Annotated in this window: 17 protein-coding genes and 2 pseudogenes; 3 read left to right on the forward strand and 16 right to left on the reverse strand. The window is 67.9% G+C overall.

The window, feature by feature from the left end; genetic code table 11:
- Positions 1–195: 195 nt before the first annotated feature.
- The 12 genes and pseudogenes from AC1DEM_RS21270 to AC1DEM_RS21325 form a co-directional block, all read right to left on the reverse strand.
- Positions 196–1,659, reverse strand: coding sequence for an FAD-dependent oxidoreductase (locus AC1DEM_RS21270; protein ID WP_476886265.1), 1,464 nt, complete (start codon positions 1,657–1,659; stop codon positions 196–198).
- Positions 1,660–1,747: 88 nt separating this feature from the next.
- Positions 1,748–3,034 carry a uroporphyrinogen-III C-methyltransferase gene (gene cobA / locus AC1DEM_RS21275; RefSeq protein ID WP_476886266.1) on the reverse strand — a complete coding sequence of 429 codons (1,287 nt, stop codon included), beginning with the start codon at positions 3,032–3,034 and terminating at the stop codon, positions 1,748–1,750.
- Between the two features lie 212 nt (positions 3,035–3,246).
- Entirely contained in the window at positions 3,247–3,543 is a 297-nt protein-coding gene (locus AC1DEM_RS21280; protein WP_476886267.1) for a putative quinol monooxygenase, read from the reverse strand.
- 221 nt (positions 3,544–3,764) lie between these two features.
- Positions 3,765–4,703: an ABC transporter permease gene (locus AC1DEM_RS21285; protein ID WP_476886268.1), complete on the reverse strand. Its 939-nt coding sequence runs from the start codon at positions 4,701–4,703 to the stop codon at positions 3,765–3,767.
- Positions 4,693–5,418, reverse strand: coding sequence for an ABC transporter ATP-binding protein (locus AC1DEM_RS21290; protein WP_476886269.1), 726 nt, complete (start codon positions 5,416–5,418; stop codon positions 4,693–4,695). Before AC1DEM_RS21290 ends, AC1DEM_RS21285 begins: the two co-directional genes overlap by 11 nt.
- A gap of 44 nt (positions 5,419–5,462) precedes the next feature.
- Positions 5,463–6,641: an ABC transporter substrate-binding protein gene (locus AC1DEM_RS21295; RefSeq protein ID WP_476886270.1), complete on the reverse strand. Its 1,179-nt coding sequence runs from the start codon at positions 6,639–6,641 to the stop codon at positions 5,463–5,465.
- Between the two features lie 274 nt (positions 6,642–6,915).
- Positions 6,916–7,329 (reverse strand): annotated as a pseudogene (locus tag AC1DEM_RS21300) (RtcB family protein); the annotation flags it as partial.
- A gap of 116 nt (positions 7,330–7,445) precedes the next feature.
- On the reverse strand, positions 7,446–8,885 hold the full coding sequence (locus AC1DEM_RS21305; RefSeq protein WP_476886271.1) for a sulfate adenylyltransferase subunit 1: 1,440 nt from the start codon (positions 8,883–8,885) through the stop codon (positions 7,446–7,448).
- Complete coding sequence (gene cysD, locus AC1DEM_RS21310) at positions 8,885–9,832, reverse strand: sulfate adenylyltransferase subunit CysD (RefSeq protein WP_476886272.1); 948 nt, start codon at positions 9,830–9,832, stop codon at positions 8,885–8,887. Before cysD ends, AC1DEM_RS21305 begins: the two co-directional genes overlap by 1 nt.
- Positions 9,829–10,560 (reverse strand): phosphoadenylyl-sulfate reductase, encoded by a 732-nt coding sequence (locus AC1DEM_RS21315; protein WP_476886281.1) that lies wholly within the window; start codon positions 10,558–10,560, stop codon positions 9,829–9,831. The genes cysD and AC1DEM_RS21315 overlap by 4 nt, the downstream gene beginning before the upstream one ends.
- Before the next feature lie 53 nt (positions 10,561–10,613).
- Positions 10,614–12,359: a nitrite/sulfite reductase gene (locus tag AC1DEM_RS21320; RefSeq protein ID WP_476886273.1), complete on the reverse strand. Its 1,746-nt coding sequence runs from the start codon at positions 12,357–12,359 to the stop codon at positions 10,614–10,616.
- Between the two features lie 54 nt (positions 12,360–12,413).
- A pseudogene (locus AC1DEM_RS21325) lies at positions 12,414–13,249 on the reverse strand (sirohydrochlorin chelatase).
- 61 nt (positions 13,250–13,310) lie between these two features.
- On the opposite strand from AC1DEM_RS21325, the gene AC1DEM_RS21330 reads away from it, so the two are divergent.
- Positions 13,311–13,982: a trimeric intracellular cation channel family protein gene (locus tag AC1DEM_RS21330; protein WP_476886274.1), complete on the forward strand. Its 672-nt coding sequence runs from the start codon at positions 13,311–13,313 to the stop codon at positions 13,980–13,982.
- Positions 13,983–13,995: 13 nt separating this feature from the next.
- Positions 13,996–14,424 carry a hypothetical protein gene (locus AC1DEM_RS21335; protein WP_476886275.1) on the forward strand — a complete coding sequence of 143 codons (429 nt, stop codon included), beginning with the start codon at positions 13,996–13,998 and terminating at the stop codon, positions 14,422–14,424.
- Positions 14,425–14,554: 130 nt separating this feature from the next.
- Here the strand turns inward: AC1DEM_RS21335 and AC1DEM_RS21340 are convergent, their stop codons facing one another.
- The 4 genes from AC1DEM_RS21340 to AC1DEM_RS21355 form a co-directional block, all read right to left on the reverse strand.
- Positions 14,555–15,376, reverse strand: coding sequence for an endonuclease domain-containing protein (locus AC1DEM_RS21340; protein WP_476886276.1), 822 nt, complete (start codon positions 15,374–15,376; stop codon positions 14,555–14,557).
- Between the two features lie 405 nt (positions 15,377–15,781).
- The gene (locus AC1DEM_RS21345; RefSeq protein ID WP_476886277.1) at positions 15,782–16,882 is read right to left on the reverse strand and encodes a polyprenyl synthetase family protein; all 1,101 of its coding nucleotides are present in this window, start codon (positions 16,880–16,882) and stop codon (positions 15,782–15,784) included.
- Positions 16,879–18,285 carry a geranylgeranyl reductase family protein gene (locus tag AC1DEM_RS21350; protein ID WP_476886278.1) on the reverse strand — a complete coding sequence of 469 codons (1,407 nt, stop codon included), beginning with the start codon at positions 18,283–18,285 and terminating at the stop codon, positions 16,879–16,881. The genes AC1DEM_RS21345 and AC1DEM_RS21350 overlap by 4 nt, the downstream gene beginning before the upstream one ends.
- A 9-nt stretch (positions 18,286–18,294) precedes the next feature.
- On the reverse strand, positions 18,295–19,089 hold the full coding sequence (locus AC1DEM_RS21355; protein ID WP_476886279.1) for a demethylmenaquinone methyltransferase: 795 nt from the start codon (positions 19,087–19,089) through the stop codon (positions 18,295–18,297).
- Positions 19,090–19,242: 153 nt separating this feature from the next.
- On the opposite strand from AC1DEM_RS21355, the gene AC1DEM_RS21360 reads away from it, so the two are divergent.
- Positions 19,243–20,652: an isochorismate synthase gene (locus AC1DEM_RS21360; RefSeq protein ID WP_476886280.1), complete on the forward strand. Its 1,410-nt coding sequence runs from the start codon at positions 19,243–19,245 to the stop codon at positions 20,650–20,652.
- Positions 20,653–20,793: the final 141 nt, after the last annotated feature.

Genomic DNA, 20,793 nt, shown 5'->3' on the forward strand with positions numbered 1-20,793 from the left:
GCATGACCCCGACACGCCGGGCCGCGGCGAGTATCGACATCCCGCCACACACCATGTCAACGAAGTCGGTGCGGGTATTCGGAGGAAACAGCTTGACCATAAAACGCTCCATCAATCAGAGCGTTGCTACGACCATATGACTTTGCCCGTCCGGGATGGGCGCTAAGTGACCCCGCGTTGCTCTGTCGGCTGAGGCTAGACCTCGACGGCGGCGCCGCGGGAGATCTCCACCATGTCCTCGCGGGGCACCACCTTGATGCGCTCGCGCTGGACGGTGACGCCGTGCGACTCGCCGGCCGCTGTGGCCTTCTCGCCGAGGGCGCGCTCGTGCTCGTCCAAAGCCAGCCACCCTTCCCAGCTGGTGTACTCGACGCCGCGGCCGGCCAGGAGTTCCACGATCGCCTCGGGGGCGGGTGTGGCGGCCTGCGGCAGGTTTTCGCGGTCCTCGAGCAGGTAGGTCACGGTTTCGAGGGCGTCGCCCTTGGTGTGGCCGATCAGTCCCACCGGCCCGCGCTTGATCCAGCCGGTCGCGTAGATCCCCGGCACGTGGGTGCCGGCGGCATCCAGGACGCGGCCGCCGTCGTTCGGGACCACGCCCTTGCTGTGGTCGAACTCAATCTCGGGGAGGGCGGAACCAAAGTAGCCGATGGCGCGGTACACGGCCTGGACCGGGTAGTCGACAAACTCGCCGGTCCCGCGGGCGTTGCCGGTGCCGTCCAGTTCGGTGCGCTCGAACTTGATCCCGGCGACGCGGCCGGGTGTCTCGGCGCCGTCGTACACCTCCACCGGGCTGTGCAGGAAGTGCAGGTGCAGCCGGCGGGACGCGGTGAGCTCGGAGAGGTCCTCGGGCTGTTCGGCGATCCAGTTGGTGAGCGTGCCCACCATGGTCTTGGTTTGGTTGTTGCTCTGGATCTGCCGGTCGGACTCGGCGTCGAACTCGAAGTCCTCGGCGTAGAGGATGATGTCGACGTCCTTGGAGTGCGAGAGTTCGCGCAACTCCAAGGGCGTGAACTTGACCTGGGCCGGGCCGCGGCGGCCGAACACATGCACGTCCGTGACGGGTGAGGACTTCAGCCCGGCGTATACGTTGTCCGGGATCTCGGAGACCAGGAGGTCATCGGCATGCTTGGAGAGCATGCGGGCCACGTCCAGGGCCACGTTGCCGTTGCCGATCACGGCGATTTCCTTGGCCTCCAGCGGCCATTCGCGGGACACATCGGGGTGGCCGTCGTACCAGGACACGAAGTCGGCGCCGCCGTAGGAGCCCTCGAGCTCGATGCCGGGGATGTTGAGGTCCGCGTCCTTGATGGCGCCGGTGGCGAAAATGACGGCGTCGTAGTGAGTGCGGAGGTCATCGATGGACAGGTCCGTGCCGTAGTCCACGTTGCCGAAGAAGCGGATGTCGCCGCGGTCCAGGACCTTGTGCAGGGCGTTCACGATCCCCTTGATGCGGGGGTGGTCGGGGGCCACGCCGTAGCGGATCAAGCCGTAGGGTGCCGGGTAGCGGTCGAAGAGGTCGATGCTGACGGTGAGCTCGCCGCTCTTGACGGCCTCGCTCTTGGTCAGGATGTCCGCGGCGTAGACGCCGGCGGGACCGGAGCCGACGACGGCGACGCGCAGCGGGCGGGCGGCGGTTCCTACAGGGGTGTTCGTTGACACGGCTGTGTTCCTTTTTCTTCTGCATCCGTTGCTCCACAACCGCCCTTTTGAGGCTTGGTAACGGCAGTTATGGAGCAATCGACGGGCTTTACGGGGTCAGTACGCGGGTCTTGGTGATGCGCGGAGCGTTCGGGGTGGTGGTGCTGTAGTCCGCGGTCTTGAAGTGCGACGGCGCGAACGGGCTGACGCGGACCACGTCGCCGATCACGATCACGGCGGGGTTCGCGACGCCGGCGGCCTCCGCTTGGTCCGCGATGGTCCCGAGGGTTCCGATGGTCACCCGCTGGTTCGGCAGGTAGCCATTCTCTACGATGCCAACAGGCGTCCCCAGAGGCAAACCGGCGCGGGCCAGGGAGGCTGCGGAATCGCGCAGCTGGCCCACGCCCATGAGCAGGATCACAGTGTGGTCCGCGCGGGCGGGGACCTCGGAGAGTTCTTCGTGACCTGTGACCACGCTGAAGCCCTTGGCGAGCCCGCGGTGCGTGACCGGGATGCCGGCGGCGGCCGGGACGGAAATGGCCGACGTGACGCCGGGAACCACCTCCACCTGGACGCCGTGCTGCCGGCAGAATTCGGCTTCCTCGCCGCCGCGGCCCAGGACGTACGGGTCGCCGCCCTTGAGGCGAACCACGCGGTGGCCCTGCAGGGCTTCGTCGACCAGGATCCGGTTGATCTCGGCCTGCGGCACCGGATGGTGGCCGGGGGTCTTGCCGACCTCGATCACCCGGACGTCGGGGGCCAGTTCGGCCAGGAGGTCACGCGGGCCGAGCCGGTCCGCCACCACGACGTCGGCCTGGCCCAGGAGCCTACGGCCGCGGACGGTGATGAGTCCGGTGTCGCCGGGACCGCCGCCCACGAGGGCCACCGATCCGGCGGTTGCGCCTGAGCCGGAAACACGGTGCCGCCGCAGCGGCAGGTCCCCGGTGTCCAGGGCGGTGGCGACGGCGTCGCGCAGGGCCATGGCGCGGCGCGGATCGCCGCCCGCGTTGACGGCGATCTTGACGTCGTCAACCACGGCGACGGCGGGGGTCCAGGCGGCGGAGGCTTCGTGGTCGGAGGCGTTGACGCACCAGATGCGCTGCGCCTCGGCGTCGGCCGCGACCTGCGCGTCCACGGCGGCGTCGCCGGTGGCGGTCTGGACGAACCAGACGCCGTCGACGTCGGCGGCCCGGTACGGGCGGGGCTCCCAGTTCAGGAGGCCTGCGTCGGCAAGTTCAGTCAGCGCCGGGCAGGCGACCGGTGCCACGACGGTGACGCGGGCTCCGGCGTCGAGCAGCCCCTTTGTGCGCCGGGCGGCCACCGGTCCGCCGCCAACCACCAGCACGGAACGGCCGAGGAGGCGCAGCGCCATGGGGTAAATGTCCTGAATTGCCATGCATCGACGATAGGGCGGCGTCACAGAGCGGAACAACGGTGCGGAAACACCAGTTCACGCAAGGTAACGCCGCGTCACATTACTCGCGGGCTTATATGGGCAGGCTGGGAGCGGCCCGGCGGCACGTTGACGGGCACAGCAGTCATCTCGGGCCAGAATGACGGCGTGGCCGTGTCAATGTGCCCCCGCCCCGCAGGAGCGCAGGCCCCGGCCTACTTCACGGCGATGAGTTCAATCGGGCGGATGTCCGGATCCTTGGCGAGCAGGGTGGGACCGTGTTCGCCGAGGGCGGCGGGGATGGCCCCGTTGAGGTGGGCCTGCCGGTCCTCCTCGGTATCGAAGGTGTCGAAGATGCCGAAGGTGTTCTCGTTGACCCGGAAGGCGTACCAGGTACGCGTCCCGGGCTCGTTGAGCACGATCTCGCGGCCTCCGTTGAGGAAGTCCCAAACTTCCTGTTCCTTCCCGGGCTTGGCCTCGACCAGTGCCAGCAAGCCAAATTTCGGTGCCACGGCTACCTCCTGAATAGTTGTGGATTCAGTCTTGGAATGGGCCGGAACCCGGCCTATAGCCGTGAGTTTAGGCCCGTGCCTGTACGCCGACAAGGAGTCGCAACAAGAACAACGCGGGGTCACTTACGGCCCATAAACCCGAGGGTTATGGGCCGTAAGTGACCCCGCGTTGCTTGGAGGGGTGCGGCCGCGGAGGTGCGGTTGGTCGGGCGGAGTTGAGGCTAGCGGGTGCTGCCGGCCAGGAGGCCCCGGCGGCGGAGCAGCCGCTTTTCAATCGGCGCGAACACGAGCAGTTCGATCAGGATGCCGACGGCGAGGATCAGCAGGATGGCGGACATGACGATGGTCATGTCCGACAGGACGCGGCCCTGGTCCAGCAGGGAGCCCAGGCCAAAGCCGATGGTGCCGCCCACCGCGATGATTTCCGCTGCCATAAGGGAGCGCCAGGAGAACGCCCATCCCTGTTTGAGGCCTCCGAGGTACCCGGGCAGGGCCGCAGGCAGGATGATCTTCAGGGCCAGCTGGAGGCGGGACGCACCCAGGACCTTTCCGACGCTGCGGTACTGCGGCGGAATCTGGTCCACACCTGAGATCAGGCCGTTGATAATCGAGGGAATCGCACCCATGAAGACCACGAAATACACAGTGGCGTCTGTGATGCCGAACCAGAGGATGGCCGCCGGCACCCAGGCCACGGATGGCAGGACCTGCAGCCCGGAGATCAACGGGCCGAACGCGCGGCGCAGCGGTGCCACCTGGGCGAGCAGGAGCCCCACCGGTGTCGCGATGACCACGCTGATCAGGAAGCCAACGACGCCGCGCTGCAGCGAGGTCCAGACAGACTCCTGCAGCTTGCCCTCGCTCCACAGGGTTCCGATCTGGCCCACGACATCCAGCGGGCCGGGCACGACGTCGCGCCGCTTGAAACCGAGGGACACGTACAACTGCCAGAGGATGACCAGCACCGCGAGCGCGGCCACAGGCAGCAGGATCCGGCTCCAGTCGATGCGGACCTTGCGGATGGAGTCGGACTGCAGGGAATCGAGGCCCGCTTCGAGCTCGCGCAGGTCTTCCTGGCCGCTGGAGGAACGGGTCAGGGCCGCGTGGACCTTGCGGGTCTCGGCGGGGGCTTCCGCCACGGGAAGTTGGTTACTTGGCATGGCGGCGGATCTCCTCGCGTAGCCGGGCGGTGATTTCGCCGGTGAGCTGGCCGGCCAGGCCAGCGTCGGTGCGGTGTTCTTCGCTGACGTGCCATTCCCGCACAACGCGGCCAGGCCGGGAGGAAAGCAGCAGCACGCGCTGGCCAAGCCGGACGGCCTCGCGAACGTTGTGCGTGACGAAGACGATCGTCCGGCCGGTTTCCTTCCAGATGCGTTCGAGCTCGTCATGGAGCAGGTCCCGGGTAATCGCATCCAGGGCCGCGAAGGGCTCGTCCATGAGGAGCAGCTGGCGGTCCTGGGCCAGGGACCGGGCCAGGGACACACGCTGGCGCATCCCGCCGGAGAGCTCGTGGGGCCGTTTTTCCCCCGCCCCGCCCAGGTGCACCAGGTCCAGCAGCTCCCCCGCCCGGATCCTGCGGTCTGCTTTGCCCACGCCGCGCAGCTTCAGGGCCAGCTCGATGTTCTCCCGCGCGTTCAGCCACGGAAACAGTGCCGCGTCCTGGAACATGAAGGCGGCGCCGTCGCTGGGCACTTCGAGGGCGCCCGACGTCGGGGCCTCCAGTCCGGCCATGATGTTGAGGAGGGTGGACTTGCCGCAGCCGGACGCACCGAGCAGGGCGACGAACTCGCCCTGCTCGATGACGGCGTTGACGTCGTCCAGTACCGGGGCGTCGTCGCCGAAGCGCTTGCCCAGGTTTTCCAGTACGACTGGCATGGTCTGGTCCTTACTGTTGTGGCTGATGGCTGGAGGCCCGGGGGCTACTCCTTGCCGAGTCCTTCGGCGGAGATCTTCTTGCCGGCCGCAGTCTCGCCGAGGACACTGTTGAGCGCTGTGAGGTCGAAGATGCCATTGATGTCGGCCTGCTTGGTGGTGCCGGCGTCGACGCCGTCCTGGAGCAGCTTCTTGTACGTCCCCGCGAGCGGGTCCGTGGTGAAGACGATGTTCTTCAGGGACCGGTCGATCACGTCGGCCGGCAACGCCTTGCCTGCGGCTGCCTTGAGTGCGCCGTTGAGGACGGTGGCTTTCTCGGCGGCGGGCGCCGCGTTGAGCCAGTCCACGGATTCGACATGGCCCTTGAGGAGCGCCTGCACGGTGGCAGGGTGCTCGGCCGCGAACTTCTTGTTGACGATCAGGACGGTAGTGACGAACTCGCCCTTCTCCCACAGGTCCTTCTCATCGACCAGGACCTTCGCGCCGGCCTGGAGCACCAGTCGGGAGGCCCAGGGCTCCGGCAGCCACGCGCCGTCGAGCTTGCCGTCCTGGAACAGCTTGAGGGTCTGGGCGTTCTCGGTCGGGTTGATCGCGACGTCGCCGCTGCCGTCCGTGGAGGTCTTGAACCCCTGCTTGCCGAGCCAGGCCCGGAGTGCCACGTCCTGGGTGCCGCCGAGCTGCGGCGACGCGAGCGTCTTGCCCTTGAGGTCGGCAGCCGAGTTGATACCGGGCTTGACCACCAGCTGCGCGCCGCCAGAGGTTGCTCCGGCGATGATGCTGATGGATTGGCCGTTGCTCTTGACATAGGAGTTGATGGCCGGGTTGGGGCCGATGTACGTGGCGTCAATGGCGCCGGCGTTGAGGGCCTCGATCGCGGCCGGGCCGGCGTTGAAGACCTGTGTGCTGAGTTTGGTCTGGCCGAGTTCCTTGGCGATGAACCCCTTGTTGACGCCCACCAGGGCCGGGGCGTGGGTGACGTTGCCAAAGTAGCCGAGCCGGAGTTCCGTGGCCGGGCCCTGATCCGCCGAGGCCGCTGCCGGGGCGGTTTCCTGGCTGCGGGACAGCGAGGATGCCACGGCTGCGCCGGCGCCGATCAGGAGCACCAGCCCCGCGACGAGGGCGATTTCCAGGGTGCGCTTGCGTTTGGGTTTGCCGGTCTCGCCAGCGACGATCCGGGTGGTGCCTGGCTGCGTGCCGGGCTCGGGGTTTTCGGGGGTGCGTGACATGGGTGAAGTCCTGTTCTGGGGTGTGCGGAAGGGCCGGGCGGGGTGGTCAGCGCCGGCGACATCGCCCCTGGAAGCCCCTGCGGGGGAGGCCGGGAAACCGTTCCGTTGTCTTCATTCATTCACCATAGGGAGTGTCATATTGGCGGTTCAATGGTCCGGAAACCCGGGGTCACGCGGGTTCACGCAGCGTCATATTCGGCGCCGGACAGCCGGGACCGCCATCCGGGATCTTGAGCTCATCAATTGCCTTTGACGTTGACGAGCTGCCGCAGCTCTCCTCGCGATTCAGCAGTGCGAAGTGCTGGGCCCAGTGAAGTTCCCTGATGTAGGGCTGGAATTCGGGAGTGCCCTCCTCGAGGTAGGCCAGGGCAGGATTTGGCAGGACGGCGGTCCTCATCCGGTCCCCGCTCCGGGCCCGGGCGATGTGCCGTTGCGCGATGTTGTTGCCCACGCCGCGGGAGCCTGAGCGCAGGAACAGCCACACGGCGTCCGTCTCGTCCGCGCACACCTCGATGAAATGGTTGCCCGATCCCAGCGATCCCAGCTGCAGCTTCCAGTTGGCGGCGTACTGCGTTCGGACGGCAATCATGCCGCAGCCGATGTCGACGCCCACGGCGGCCGGGATAACAGCACCCAGGGTGGGTATGACGGATCCCACTGTGGCGCCGAGGCCAAGGTGGGCGTCCGGCGGCCAAGGCGGCGAGTACGCGGGAAACGCACGGGGTCGCCGGAACATTCCGGCGACCCCGGCGCGTTTCCGGCGACTCGCGAGCAGACGGGGGCCTTCAGTAAGTTCAAGCAGACCTAGATCGAGTAACGCTCGTCCTCGTGGTCGCCGGGGTGGTCGTTGACCAGGCCCGCGGCGAGGGTGTTGCCGTCGAGCGGGTCGATCACCAGGAACGCCCCGGTGCGGCGGTGGTGCAGGTAGTTCTCCAGCGGCAGCGGGGCAGCGAGACGAAGCTGCGCGTGTCCGATGTCGTTGAGTTCCAGGGTGGACGTCGGCTCCAACTGGAAGCTGGCGAGGTCCAGCTTGCCCGTCACATTCCGGACCAGGGCCTGGACCGTGCGGGTGCCGTGCTTGACCAGGACCTTGGCGCCCTCCCGGAGCGGTTTGGGCGAGAGCCAGCAGAGCGCGGCGTAGAGGTCTGCCGAAGCTTCGCGCACCGTCCCGGCGGCCGCGATCGTGTCGCCGCGGGCGACGTCGAACTCATCTGCCAGGCGGAGGGCCACGGACTGCGGCGCTGCCGCCTCGACGAGCTCGCGCCCAGCGAAGTCGATCCCGGTGACCGTCGTGGTGCGCGGGTCCTGGCCCGGGGTCAGGATGCTGACCTGGTCCCCCACCTTGACCGCGCCTTCAGTGATCTGGCCGGCGTAGGCACGGTAGTCGCGGTACGCCTCGGGATCGAGCCCGCCGGCGATGGCATCCGGAGCCAGCGCGCCCTGCGGCCGGACCACCAGCTGGACCGGGAAACGGAAGCTCTCCAGATGGCTTTCGAGTTCGTCCGCGGCTGGCAGGGTCTCGAGGACTTCCAGCAGCGCCGGGCCGTCGTACCAGGGAGTGCGCTCCGAGGGGTCCACCACGTTGTCGCCGTCGAGGGCGGACACCGGGATGACGAAAAGATCCGCGACGCCGATAGTATCTGATTCCTGGCGACCGAGCCCCAGCTCGCGCCCGACCTGCTGGACGTCCGCCTCGATCTCCCTGAACACATCCTCGCTGAAGTCCACGAGGTCGATCTTGTTCACGGCCACGATCACGTGCGCCACCCGCAGCAGCTGCAGCACGGACAGGTGCCGTCGGGTCTGCTCCAGGACACCCTTGCGGGCGTCGATGAGCACGACGACGGCGTCCGCGGTGGACGCGCCGGTCACCGTGTTCTTGGTGTACTGCACATGGCCGGGGCAGTCCGCGAGGATGAAGCTGCGGCGGTCCGTGGCGAAGTAGCGGTAGGCGACGTCGATGGTGATGCCCTGCTCGCGCTCCGCCCGCAGCCCGTCGGTCAGCAGGGCGAGGTCGATCGCTTGTGTGCCGGTGGCCCCTTCGCCGCCGAACCCGCGGTCCGCGGAGGTGCGGGCGACGGCGTCGAGCTGGTCGGCGAGGATCGCCTTCGAGTCGTGCAGGAGGCGGCCCACCAGCGTGGACTTGCCGTCATCGACAGAGCCTGCGGTGGCGAATCGGAACAGCGTGGTGGGCAGCGCCGCGGCAACGAGGTCCGCGCCCGGGAGAAACGTTTCCGTGCTCATTAGAAATAGCCGTCCTTCTTGCGGTCTTCCATGGCGGCCTCGGAGATGCGGTCATCGGCCCGGGTGGCGCCACGTTCAGTGATGGTCGAGGCGGCAACCTCAATGACGACGTCGCGCACGGTGGCGGCGTCCGATTCCACGGCGCCGGTGCAGGACATGTCGCCGACGGTCCGGTAGCGGACCGTCTTGGTGATGACTTGCTCGTGTTCGCGCGGCTGGGAGACCTCACCGACGGCGCGCCACATGCCGTCGCGGGCAAAGACTTCGCGGTCGTGGGCGTAGTACAGGCCCGGCAGCCCGATGTTCTCGCGCTCGATGTAGCGCCACACATCCAGTTCGGTCCAGTTGCTGATCGGGAACGCGCGGACGTGCTGGCCCACCGTGTGCCGGCCGTTGTACAGGTTCCACAGCTCGGGGCGCTGGTTGCGGGGGTCCCACTGGCCGAACTCGTCGCGCAGGCTCAGGATCCGTTCCTTGGCCCGGGCCTTGTCCTCGTCCCGGCGGCCGCCGCCGAAGACGGCGTCGAACTTGTTCCGCTGGATCGCGTCCAGCAGCGGGACGGTCTGCAGCGGGTTGCGGGTGCCGTCGGCACGCTCGGCCAGCTCGCCGGAGTCAATGAACTCCTGGACGGAGCCGACAACGAGCTTCAAGCCCAGCCGTTCCACGGTCCGGTCACGGAACTCGATGACCTCGGGAAAGTTGTGCCCGGTGTCCACGTGCAGCACCGGGAAGGGCACCTTGCCGGGCCAGAAGGCCTTGGTGGCCAGGTGCAGCATCACCACGGAATCCTTGCCGCCGGAGAACAGCAGCGCAGGCTTCTCGAACTCGGCGACCACCTCGCGGATGATGTGAATGGCCTCGGACTCGAGTGTGTCCAAGCTGGAGAGGCGTGTTAAAACGGGAGCGTCGGTCACCTGCGTTGGCTCCTCAGTCAGGAAAGTGCTCATACGTGTAGTCCGCATTCTGTCTTGTCGGTTCCTGCCCAGCGTCCGGCGCGGGGGTCGTCGCCGGGCGCCACCTTGCGGGTGCAGGGCTGGCAGCCAATGGACGGGTAGCCCTGTGAAAGCAGCGGGTTGACGGGAAGAAGGTTGTCGATCGAGTACTGCACCAGCTGGTCGAAGGTCCAGGCCGCCACCGGGTTGACCTTGACCAGGCCGTTGGCCTCGTCCCAGGTGACCAGCGGCGTGTTGGTGCGGGTGGGGGCCTCGTCGCGGCGGACTCCGGTGAACCAGAGCTCGTAGCCGGCGAGGGTGCGCCGCAGCGGCGCCACCTTGCGCAGGGCGCAGCACTGCGCGGGGTCCCGGGCAAAGAGGTCCTTGCCCAGGAGCCGGTCCTGCTGCTCCACGGTGTTCTCCGGCAGCACGTCGACGACGTTGACGCGCAGATTCGCCGCCACCTCGTCCCGCGTCGCGTGCGTCTCCGGGAAGTGGTAGCCGGTCTCCAGGAACAGGACGTCGACGCCGGGAAGCTGGTCCGCCACCAGCGCCGGCAGCACCGCGTCGGCCATGGAGCAGGCCACGGCCACGGCGGGCAGCTCGAAATTGCGGGCCACCCAGGCGATGACGTCGCGGGCCGGGGCGTCCCAGCCGAGCTCGGCGGCGCCGGCCTCGGCGAGGGCCTTGAGCTCGTCGTGGGTGCGGAGCGTGGGCGTGCCCGCGGCGGCCAGGTCGGCCACCTCCTGGGGCGCTGCTTCCGCAACGACGGGATCGACTCCCAGGGCGTGCTTGCTCACTGGAGATCTCCCTCGTCCGCGGCGAACGCCCACTCGGCGAAGCTTTGGCCCTCGGAGCGGTCCGCGACGAACTTCCGGACCACGCGTTCGACGTAATCGGGCAGCTGTTCTGCCGTGACCTTGAGGCCGCGGACCGTGCGGCCGAGGCCTGCCTCCTCGCGGCTGTCGGAGGCGAGCCCGCCGCCGAGGTGGACCTGGAAACCCGGGGTGGGGTCGCCGTCGGGCGTTGGCAGCATCATGCCCTTGAGGCCGATGTCCGCCGTCTGGATCCGGGCGCAGGAGTTGGGGCAGCCGTTGATGTGCAGCGACAGCGCCTGGGGCAGCTGCTTGCTCTCGGCGAGGTCGGCCAGGCGGCGCTCCAGCTCGGCAACCGCCGTCGCCGCTGTAACCTTCGTTTCCACGATGGCGAGCTTGCAGAACTCGATGCCGGTGCAGGCGATGGTGCCGCGCCGGAACACGGACGGGCCGGCGGACAGGCCCAGCGCGTCGAGCTCGGCCACGAGGGGGTCCACCTCGTCCTTGGGCACGTCGAGGACCACGAGCTTCTGGTGCGGGGTGGTGCGCAGGCGCCGTGAGCCGCGGGCTTCCAGGGTGTCCGCGAGCCGGACCAGCTGGCCGCCGGAGAGCCGGCCGGCCAGCGGGGTGGCGCCGATGAAGAACTTGCCGTCCTTTTGTTCGTGCACGCCGATGTGGTCGCCGGGCGTGGATGGCTTGGGCGCGGCGGGGCCGTCGTCGAGTTTGTAGCCGAGGTATTCGTCCTCCAGGACCTGGCGGAACTTCACCGGTCCCCAGTCGGCCAGCAGGAACTTCAGCCGGGCCTTGGTGCGCATGCGCCGGTAGCCGTAATCGCGGAAGATGCTGGTGACACCGAGCCACACGTCGGCCGCCTGGTCCGGGCGGACGAAGGCCCCAAGGCGCTTGCCCAGCATGGGGTTGGTGGAGAGCGCGCCGCCTACCCAGAGGTCGTAGCCGATGCCGAGCTCGGGGTGGACCAGGCCCACCAGGGCGACGTCGTTGATCTCATGCACCACGTCCTGGCTGGGGTGGCCGGTGATGGCGGTCTTGAACTTGCGCGGCAGGTTGGCCAGCTCCGGGTCGCCGATGAACCGTTCGGCGAGTTCCTGGATCAACGGCGTGGGATCGATGATCTCGTCCTTGGCAATGCCCGCAACCGGGGAACCGAGGATCACGCGCGGGACGTCGCCGCAGGCTTCCGTGGTGGACAGCCCCACGCCCTCGAGGCGGCGCCAGATCTCGGGCATGTCCTCCACCCGGATCCAGTGCAGCTGGATGTTCTGGCGGTCCGTGAGGTCGGCCGAGTCGCGGGCGAAGTCCACGGAGATCTGGCCGATGACGCGCAGCTGCTCGGTGGTGAGCGCACCGCCGTCGATCCTTACGCGGAGCATGAAGTATTTGTCTTCGAGTTCGTGCGGCTCAAGCGTGGCGGTCTTGCCGCCGTCGATCCCGGGTTTGCGCTGGGTGTACAGGCCCCACCAGCGGAAGCGGCCGTGCAGGTCGGTGCCGTCGATCGAGTCGAAGCCGTGCTTGGAATAGACGGACTCGATACGCTCGCGGACGTTGAGGCCGTTGTCTTCCTGTTTCCAGGTCTCGTTGGCGTTCAGCGGCGCGGTGCCGTCCACTTTCCACTGCCCGTGCGGCTTGGCGGCCGGGCGGGAGGGGCGTTTGGTGCGGCCGGCGGCAGCCTCGTCCGTGGACGCTCCGGCTAGAGCTGTATCAGTCATGCATCGACTGTAGGGGTGGCCGTAATCCCGTCACAAAGGTTCAGAAATGGGGAGTCACCTAGGGAAATAATTCGTCACGAACCGCCGGAAACCCTTGAAGTAGCCCTGCGGCTGTGCATCTGGACGGACCGATGCGGGGACCGTCAGGGCCGGGGTTGTGGGGCTGCGGCCAGCGCAGCGTCGTAGCGTTCCAAGGCAATTTCGGCGAGCACGGGCGAGGGCAGCAGGGGCGCCGTCACCAGGTCCGCGCCGGCCTTGGCCAACTGGTCATGGAAGAAGCCGGGCGCCAGAAGATAGGAGGCGATGACCACCCGTCCGCCCAAGTCCACGGCACCGGCCGACTCCCCCGCGCCGGCACCGCCGGCGGCCTCCTCGCGGAGCATGGCGACGGCGTCGGGAACCGATGGCTTGGCGGAGGCACCGTAGCCAGCCACGATCCGGTTGGAACGCAGCGCACGGAGCTGGTCCGCGAGTTCCTCGACATTCCGTGCCGCGCTGGGATCGGAGGAACCGGCCGCGGCGAGGATCACGGCGTCGTTGTCCGTCACCCCGGCCTCGCGCAACCGCTGGTCCAGCAGCGCCGCGAGGCGCGGATCCGGCCCCAGCGGCGCCGCGGCAAGAGTGTCCGGCCGGCTCTTCACCGCCCGGGCGATGTCCACCTTGACGTGGTACCCCACGCTCAGCAGCAGCGGCACCACGACGGCCGTTTCCCCCTCCGGAAGGGCCGCCACGACGGCCGGCAAGTCCGGGTCCTGCACATCGACGTAGGCCTCGCGGACGTCCAGCCCGGGACGGAGCCCGGCGATGCCGTCCCGGAGCGCGTTGACCTCCGCGGCTCCCTGCGGGCTCGACGTTCCGTGGGCGCAGGCGATCAGGATGGGGCTATTCATAGCCGTTAGCGTAACCTTGGAGCCGCCCTATCCGCCCCCCTTGTATCGACCGGGACGCATCATGACCTTCTACTTCAGTGTTGTCCTGGTCTGGCTTGACCTCGCCGGCGTCTTCTTCTTTGCGGTCTCCGGCTCGCTGCTCGCTGCGCGGAAGCAGTTCGACATCATCGGCTCGCTGCTCCTGGCCTCGGTGGTGAGCCTTGGCGGCGGTGTCATCCGCGACATCATCATCAACGCAGGCCCGCCCGCCGCGTTCACCAACCCGGCGTATCTGGCGCCGCCCCTGTTCGCCACGGTGCTGGTCTATTTCCTGTTCTCCAGCGTCCAGCGCTTCACGTCGCTGCTGGTCCTGTTCGACGCCGGCGGGCTGGCCCTGTTCTGCATCACCGGCACCCTGAAGGCCCTGGCCGCCGGGATGAATCCCGTGGCTGCCGTCCTGCTGGGTGTCACGACGGCGGTGGGCGGCGGCCTGCTGCGGGACATCACCGCCAACGAGGTACCGCAGCTTTTTGACCCCAAGGATCTGTACGCTCTGCCGGCGTTCGCCGGGGCAGTGTCAACCGTGGTCCTGTCCCTCACCGGAACCTTTACCGCGGTGAGCGCCTGCGCCGTTGCCGCGATCGTCTTCGCCTTCCGGGTCACGGCCTGGCGGCGCCACTGGTACGTTCCGCTGGCGGTGCGCGGCTGGCACCGGCTGGGCCTGGACCCGGCGGAAAACGACCATAGGGATTAGCTAGGATAAGACCATGACTGACATGTTCCTCGAGAAATTCCGCGCGCTTGTTCCGAAGTATCTCGAAGACGAATGGCAGGAAGAAGATGGCCTCCCGGCGGACGAGCTCGACGCCGCCCTGGCCGAACACCAGTTCCAGGTCCCGCTGGTCCTGCGCGAGTTCTACCTGGCCGTCGGCGGCTGCGAGGACATCATGGAGGCCTACCACTACTTCTGGGACCCCGAAGAGCTCGAAGTGGACGACGAAGGCTTCCTCATGTTCCTCGAGGACGAGGAAGAGCAGTTCACCTGGGGCTTCCGCGTCGGGGACCTCAGCATCCCGGATCCCATCGTGTACCGCCGGAACAACGCCCGCGGCCAGTGGAAGAGCGAGGAGGGGACCTTCTCCGAATTCGTCTTCGACATGTTCGAGTGGGCCTTCAACGACGAGGACGAAGACTAGGCCGCCGCAGCCTCAAGCTCCGGCCCTCCTCTCCTCACCGCCGGGTCTCCCCATGTTTGGCGTCCCTCACCGGAGTGTCCGGCGGAACCGCCGGTCATCTGCGGCGTCGGAAGTTCATACCTGGCGAAATTCAGCGGATGACGCGGCCGCGTAGCACGTGCCACACCTCATCGATGACCTTCTGCGGGTTGTAGACGACGTCGTGATACCCGTACCGGAGGACGGCGTAGCCGGCCAGGGTGCTGGCGTTGTTCCGCCTCCGGTCCTTCTTGACCTGCGTGCGCTCAAGATGGGTGCTCCCGTCGATCTCCACGATCAGGAATCCTTCAAGCAGGAAGTCCACGAAGCCGATCCCCGGAAGGTTTACTTGCGTCTGGGTGTAGATTCCCTGGCTTCTGAAGAGAAGCCTGGCAACGACCTCGATCGCCGAATCAGCGGTGCCGTCGACCAGGTCCAGGACTGCGCGGGCGGCCCCGTTCCGGTTTCCCGGCAGCCGCTGCCTGAGGTAATCAAGCGTGGTGCGGCCCTGCAGCAGGGCGCTTTCCACCATGACGGCGGCATCCACCGGGGGCAGGCAGCGCAGGGCATGGAGCAGGGTGTCCGTCAGGCTGGCCACGGGCTGCGGAAAATCCGGCGGAACCAGACTTGCGCGGTGGACGACAGCTCCGCGCGCTGATCCGTGTGCGCACAGCAGATGCAGCCGTTCAGGCTCATGGAGGCGCCATATGCCGTGGAACGGTGCGGCGGAGGCGCAGGTGAGCGTGCCGTTCGCGAGCACGGCCGCCACGAAGTCCGCCCGCGCCCCGGGCAGCGCCACCACCCCATGGCGGAGGCGCTGAATTTCCCCGGCAGCCACGGAAGTGCGGATTCCGTTCGACGTAAAACCGGCCTGCAGCAACGTGGCCGTGCGGGCCACCGAGCCGGCGTATCCCAGGTAACTCGCGAGGTCCATGGGCCAAGCACACTCGCGGAATGACACCCCGGGAAGCCACAACGTCGGCCATGTGGACAAGTCCGCACCACGCTCGCCGCTGGCTTTGTCCGGTTTTGAGGACGTCCGACGGCGTGTCCCGCCACCGGCCCGCGCGTCCTGCCGTTGCCCGGCCAAAGGTGGGGAAACTCAGCGCGACAAAGTTCGGCATTCGATCGAAATCTTGTGACAATAAATTTACAGAAAAGTCTAGACTCCATGACATAACTGTCATAAGCTCTTTCTTGGGTTCACCAAATGCCTCCGGTGGATCTGATGCGAACGGAGAAATGGCCCCGGTTCGGCACAACGGAAGACTCGAACGTTGTGAGGAACCGGGGCCATTCCGTTTAAGCAAGAGGCCGGATAAGCGGTACGCCCGGGAAGCTAGCTGCTGCGGTCCACTACCGCGTGGGCGAAGCTGGTCAGCGACGCCTTCACGACGCCTTCCGGCAGCGGGGCAAGGGCGGCAATGGCCTCATCGGCCCAGGCACGCGCCACCACCCAGGACTCTGCGGTGACGGGGTGATCCCGGAGGCCGGCCACAGCGGCGGCCAGGGCCTCGTCCGAACTGAGGTCGCCATCGATCAGCGTCAGCAGTTCGACGGCGGTCAGGTCCCCGTCGCGGGCGGCGTTGCGCAACAGCAGCACGGGCAGGGTGGGGACGCCTTCGCGCAGGTCGGTCCCCGGAGACTTGCCGGACTTGACCTTGATCCCGGTGACGTCGATGACGTCGTCGGCGAGCTGGAAGGCCACGCCCACCTTCTCGCCGTATTCGACCAGGAAGGGCTCGTAGGACTCGTCGGCACCGGAGAAGATCGCCCCGAGCTGGCCGGAGGCGGCCACCAGCGAGCCCGTCTTGTCCGCGATGACGGACAGGTAGTGCGCCAGGGGGTCCTCGTCCGGCCGCGGGCCCACGGTCTCGTGCAGCTGACCCAGGCAGAGCCGCTCAAAAGTGCGCGCCTGGATGCCCAGCGCGCGGGAGCCGAGCTCCGAGACCAGGATGGAGGCGCGCGCAAAGATGAGGTCGCCAGTCAGGACGGCCACTGAGTTGCCCCAGACCTCGTGGGCCGTCGGCGCCCCACGGCGGAACGGCGCGGAGTCCATGACGTCGTCGTGGTACAGGGTGGCGAGGTGCGTCAGTTCGACAACGACGGCGGCCTGCACCACAGCGGGCAGGGAGGCGTCGCCCAGGTGGGCGCACAACAGGGTCAGCAACGGCCGGATGCGCTTGCCGCCGGCTTCCACGAGGTGACGCGACGTTGCGTCAGCCAGGGGATCGGAATTGGCAATGGCCTCGCGCAGCTTCTTCTCGACGCGCGCCAGGTTGGTGGTGATCGCGGGGCCCAGCTCGGGGTCACCAGCAATCGCCGCGAAGCCTGCCGGCAGTTGGAGGCCGGTGGCGATCGCGGTGGTGTTGAGGTCGGGTTCAGAGCTCGGCAGGCCGTGTCCGGCGTGCGTCCAGCTTTGGTCTGCAGAGTTGGTCACGGGTTAACCCTAACTTTTGTTGCGGAAACCGCGGAGTTGGTGTCGGAGCGGGGAACACTGTCCGTGGCGGGTGCGGCCTGGTTCGATGAGGCCTGGTTCGATGTGGCCTGGTTCGATGTTCCCTGGTTCGATGTTGCCGGAACCAGCGATTCCAGGACCCGGATGACGCGGTCCTCGAAACCCTTGGCGGCAGGATCGGTGAGGTTGGCCAGCAGCCGCACCACGAAACGCATAAGCACGGGGACGGGCATACCGGTCCGGAGGGCCAGTTTCATGACGGCCGGCTTGCCGATCAGGGCGGCGAACGCACGGCCCAGCGTGAAGTGCGAGCCCCACTGCTGCCGCACGTAGCCGGCGTAGCGGGCAAGGTGCGCATCGGCGTCGGCCGCACTCCAGCCTGCCGACGCCGACCGGGCGGCGCCGTCGATGATGAATTCGGCCGCAAAGCGGGCGGACTCCATTGCGTAGGAGATGCCCTCGCCGTTGAACGGGGAGACCATCCCGCCGGCGTCACCGAGCAGCAGCAGGCCCGGAGAGTAGTGCGGGGTGCGGTTGAAGCCCATGGGCAGCGCGGCGCCGCGGATCTCGCCCACCTGGTTTTCCGGGGTGAAGCCCCAGTCGGCGGGCATGCCGGCGGTCCATTCGCGGAGCACCTGCTTGTAGTCCAGCTTGCCGAAGTCCTTCGAGGAGTTCAGGATGCCCAGGCCCACGTTGGAGGTTCCGTCGCCGACGCCAAAGACCCAGCCGTAGCCGGGCAGGAGTCTGCCGTCGCGGCCGGGAAGCTCCAGCCAGCCTTCCATCCAGTCGTCCTCGTGCCGCGGCGAGGTGAAGTAGGTGCGCACGGCCACGCCGAGCGGTCGGTCGTCGCGCTTGCGGATGCCCAGCGAGACGGCAGTGCGCGTCGAGTTGCCGTCCGCCGCGAGGACGACGTCGGCGGTGAAGTCGCGGGTTTCGCCGGTCTTGCGCCCGGAGTTGTCCAGCAGCGCGGCGCGGACGCCCGTCACCCGGCCGTCCTCGGAGTGCAGCGCCTCGGTGACGCTGTGGCGTTCGTGCACGACGGCGCCCGCGGACTGGGCGTGGCGGGCCAACTGTTCGTCGAAGCCGAGGCGGGTCCTGATCAACCCGTACTGCGGGAAGTCGGCGACCTCCGGCCAGGGCAGTTCGATCGTGCGGCCGCCGGCGATCAGGCGCAGGCCCTTGTTCCGCCGCCAGCCGTCGGTTTCGGGATGCGCAAGGCCCAGCTTCTGGATCTCGCGGACTGCGCGCGGAGTCAGGCCGTCGCCGCAGACCTTCTCGCGGGGAAAGCTGGTTTTTTCCAGCACCGTGACGTCAATGCCTGCTTTGGCAAGGTAGAAGGCGGCGGTGGATCCGGCCGGGCCGGCTCCGACGATCAGTACTTTCACGCGTGGCGGCTAACGCCCGGGCCGGGTGATGTTGCGGCGCAGCTTCGCCACCGGTCCGGTGTGGGCTGCCATTGCCGCAGCACCCGCGGCGGGGCCAGTCGAGGGGCCGGCCAGCGGTTTCTGGGCCCGGTGCACGGCGACAATGCCGCCACTGAGGTTGCGGTAGGTGACAGATTCCCAGCCAGCCTCCTGCAGCCATGCCGCCAGGTGGTCCTGGTCCGGCCAGGCGCGGATGGACTCGGCGAGGTACACGTAGGCGTCGGGGTTGGAGGAGACCTTGACGGCGATGGCCGGCAGGGCCCGCATGAGGTACTCGGTGTACATGGTGCGCCACAGCGGCACCACTGGCTGGGAGAATTCCGCGATGACCAGCCGGCCGCCGGGCTTGGTGACCCGGAGCATCTCGGCCAAGGCCTTCTTCGGCTCGTTGACGTTGCGCAGGCCGAAGGAGATCGTGCTGGCGTCAAAGGTGTCGTCAGCGAACGGCAGGCGGGTGGCATCCCCGGCGATGAAGTCAATGTCCGGGCGGCGGCGCTTGCCGACCTTGAGCATGCCGAGGGAGAAATCACAGGCGATGACGTTGATGCCGGCGTCGGCATACGGCTCGCTGGAAGTGCCGGTGCCGGCGGCGAGGTCCAGGACGCGCTGGCCGGACGATACACCCACGGCATCCACCACCACCTTGCGCCAACGCCGCGTCTGCCCCATCGACAAGACATCGTTGACGACGTCGTATTTGGGGGCGACGTCGTCAAACATCGTGGCTACTTCGTCCGGACGCTTATCCAAGGATGCTCGGTTCACCCTGCCATTGTCTCAAATGATCGGCTCCCCCACGAACGGAGCGCCGTTCAGCGCGGCTTTCACCTGCGGGAACGGCCGCTTCCGCCGCGTTCGGCCCCGGTCGGACCCTGTTTATCCACGGCACGGGCGATCCCGGGCTAGTGTTGTGCCATCATGACGAGCACGTTCCGCACCTTGACAGTCCCCCTCGATGCCGAAACTTTCCCCGGGGGCCTGCCGTCGTTTCTGGTCCGGGATGATGTCCTCTGCTGGACCCGCCGCGAGGCCGGGCTCGTGGGCTTCGGCGAGATCGCCCGGTTCACCGCCACCGGCCCCGAGCGGTTCCTGGAGGCGGACATCTGGTGGCGCCATCTGGTTCTGGAGGCCGACATCGAGGACGCGGTGGGCTGCCCCGGCACCGGCCCGGTGGCATTTGGCTCCTTCGCCTTCTCCAAAGTCTCCGCCCACGAGTCCCGGCTGCTGGTTCCCGAAATCGTCGTGGGGCTCCGCGACGGCCAGGCTTGGCTGACCCAGCTCACGCTCGACGACGGCGAACTCACCGAAGCAGGCGCCCGCGCCGCCCTGGACCGCTGGCTTGGCAGCGCTGGCGCCAATACCGGCGCCGGTGCCAATTCCGGCGCGTCCGCCACTACGGACAACGCAGTGGTGGACGACCCGGTGCCGGGGGGCGCGCCGGCCGGCGGCGCCGTCGTCGTACGTCCTTTGCCGCTGGCTGCAGGGGCAACGCTGCACACGGGCTCGCTCAGCGAGGAAGACTGGATGGCCGCCGTTGCCGCGGGCGTCGAGGAGATCCGGACCGGGGCCCTGGAGAAGCTGGTGCTGGCCCGCGACGTCGTGGCCACCGTCCCCACCGGCGTCAATGCCGCCCAGGTGCTCCGCGAGCTGTCGGCGCGGTACCGCGAATGCTGGACGTACGGGGTGGACGGGCTGGTGGGCGCCACGCCGGAAATGCTGATCCAGGTGGAGGGCCGCACCGCGCAGGCCCGTGTCCTGGCTGGCACGCTGGACCGCCGCGACGCCGACGGTATGGACGGCTCTCCGCTGGAATTCGCCGAACGTGTCCTTGCCGGCTCCGAGAAGCAGCGGCACGAACACGACATTGCGATCCAGTCCCTAACGACGCAGCTGGCCCCGTTTTCCGAGGCCATGAATGCGCACAGCGAGCCGTTCATCCTGGAACTGCCCAACGTGTGGCACCTGGCGTCGGATGTGAAGGCGGAGCTGGCCGAGGTGGAGGGCCATGTCCCCACCTGCCTGGCCCTGATCAACGCACTGCATCCCACCGCCGCCGTCTGCGGCACCCCCACCACCGTGGCGGGCGCCCTGATCCGCAAGCTCGAGCGCCTGGACCGCGGCCCGTACGCCGGTCCGGTCGGCTGGCTCGATGCGGCCGGCAACGGCGAGTGGGGCATCGCACTGCGCGGCGCCGTCATCGAATCCCCGCAGACGGTCCGGCTCTACGCGGGCTGCGGCGTGGTGGACGGGTCCGTCCCCGAGACGGAACTCGCCGAGACGTGGGCGAAGTTCCGTCCCATGCTGGAGTCGCTCGGCATCAACAGCTGATATGTAGGAGTTCTTTGTCAAGAGGGCAAGGGTGAGCGGTCCAAGGCTGGTTTGTCTTGGACCGCTCTTTTGTGTCCGTTCCCTGGCCTGATCTGGATGGCTGGCGCGTCGTGAACGACGGCGCTGTCAGACTGATATGCG

The sequence above is a fragment of the Arthrobacter sp. 05T420 genome (genome assembly GCF_056396305.1).

Bases quoted from the DNA above. Each gene is read 5' to 3' on its own strand.
- cysD (WP_476886272.1), bottom strand. From the start codon at position 9,832: ATGAGCACTTTCCTGACTGAGGAGCCAACGCAGGTGACCGACGCTCCC.
- AC1DEM_RS21340 (WP_476886276.1), bottom strand. From the start codon at position 15,376: ATGGACCTCGCGAGTTACCTGGGATACGCCGGCTCGGTGGCCCGCACG.
- AC1DEM_RS21330 (WP_476886274.1), top strand. From the start codon at position 13,311: ATGACCTTCTACTTCAGTGTTGTCCTGGTCTGGCTTGACCTCGCCGGC.
- AC1DEM_RS21360 (WP_476886280.1), top strand. From the start codon at position 19,243: ATGACGAGCACGTTCCGCACCTTGACAGTCCCCCTCGATGCCGAAACT.
- cobA (WP_476886266.1), bottom strand. From the start codon at position 3,034: ATGGCAATTCAGGACATTTACCCCATGGCGCTGCGCCTCCTCGGCCGT.
- AC1DEM_RS21290 (WP_476886269.1), bottom strand. From the start codon at position 5,418: ATGCCAGTCGTACTGGAAAACCTGGGCAAGCGCTTCGGCGACGACGCC.
- AC1DEM_RS21320 (WP_476886273.1), bottom strand. From the start codon at position 12,359: ATGACTGATACAGCTCTAGCCGGAGCGTCCACGGACGAGGCTGCCGCC.
- AC1DEM_RS21305 (WP_476886271.1), bottom strand. From the start codon at position 8,885: ATGAGCACGGAAACGTTTCTCCCGGGCGCGGACCTCGTTGCCGCGGCG.
- AC1DEM_RS21295 (WP_476886270.1), bottom strand. From the start codon at position 6,641: ATGTCACGCACCCCCGAAAACCCCGAGCCCGGCACGCAGCCAGGCACC.
- AC1DEM_RS21285 (WP_476886268.1), bottom strand. From the start codon at position 4,703: ATGCCAAGTAACCAACTTCCCGTGGCGGAAGCCCCCGCCGAGACCCGC.
- AC1DEM_RS21335 (WP_476886275.1), top strand. From the start codon at position 13,996: ATGACTGACATGTTCCTCGAGAAATTCCGCGCGCTTGTTCCGAAGTAT.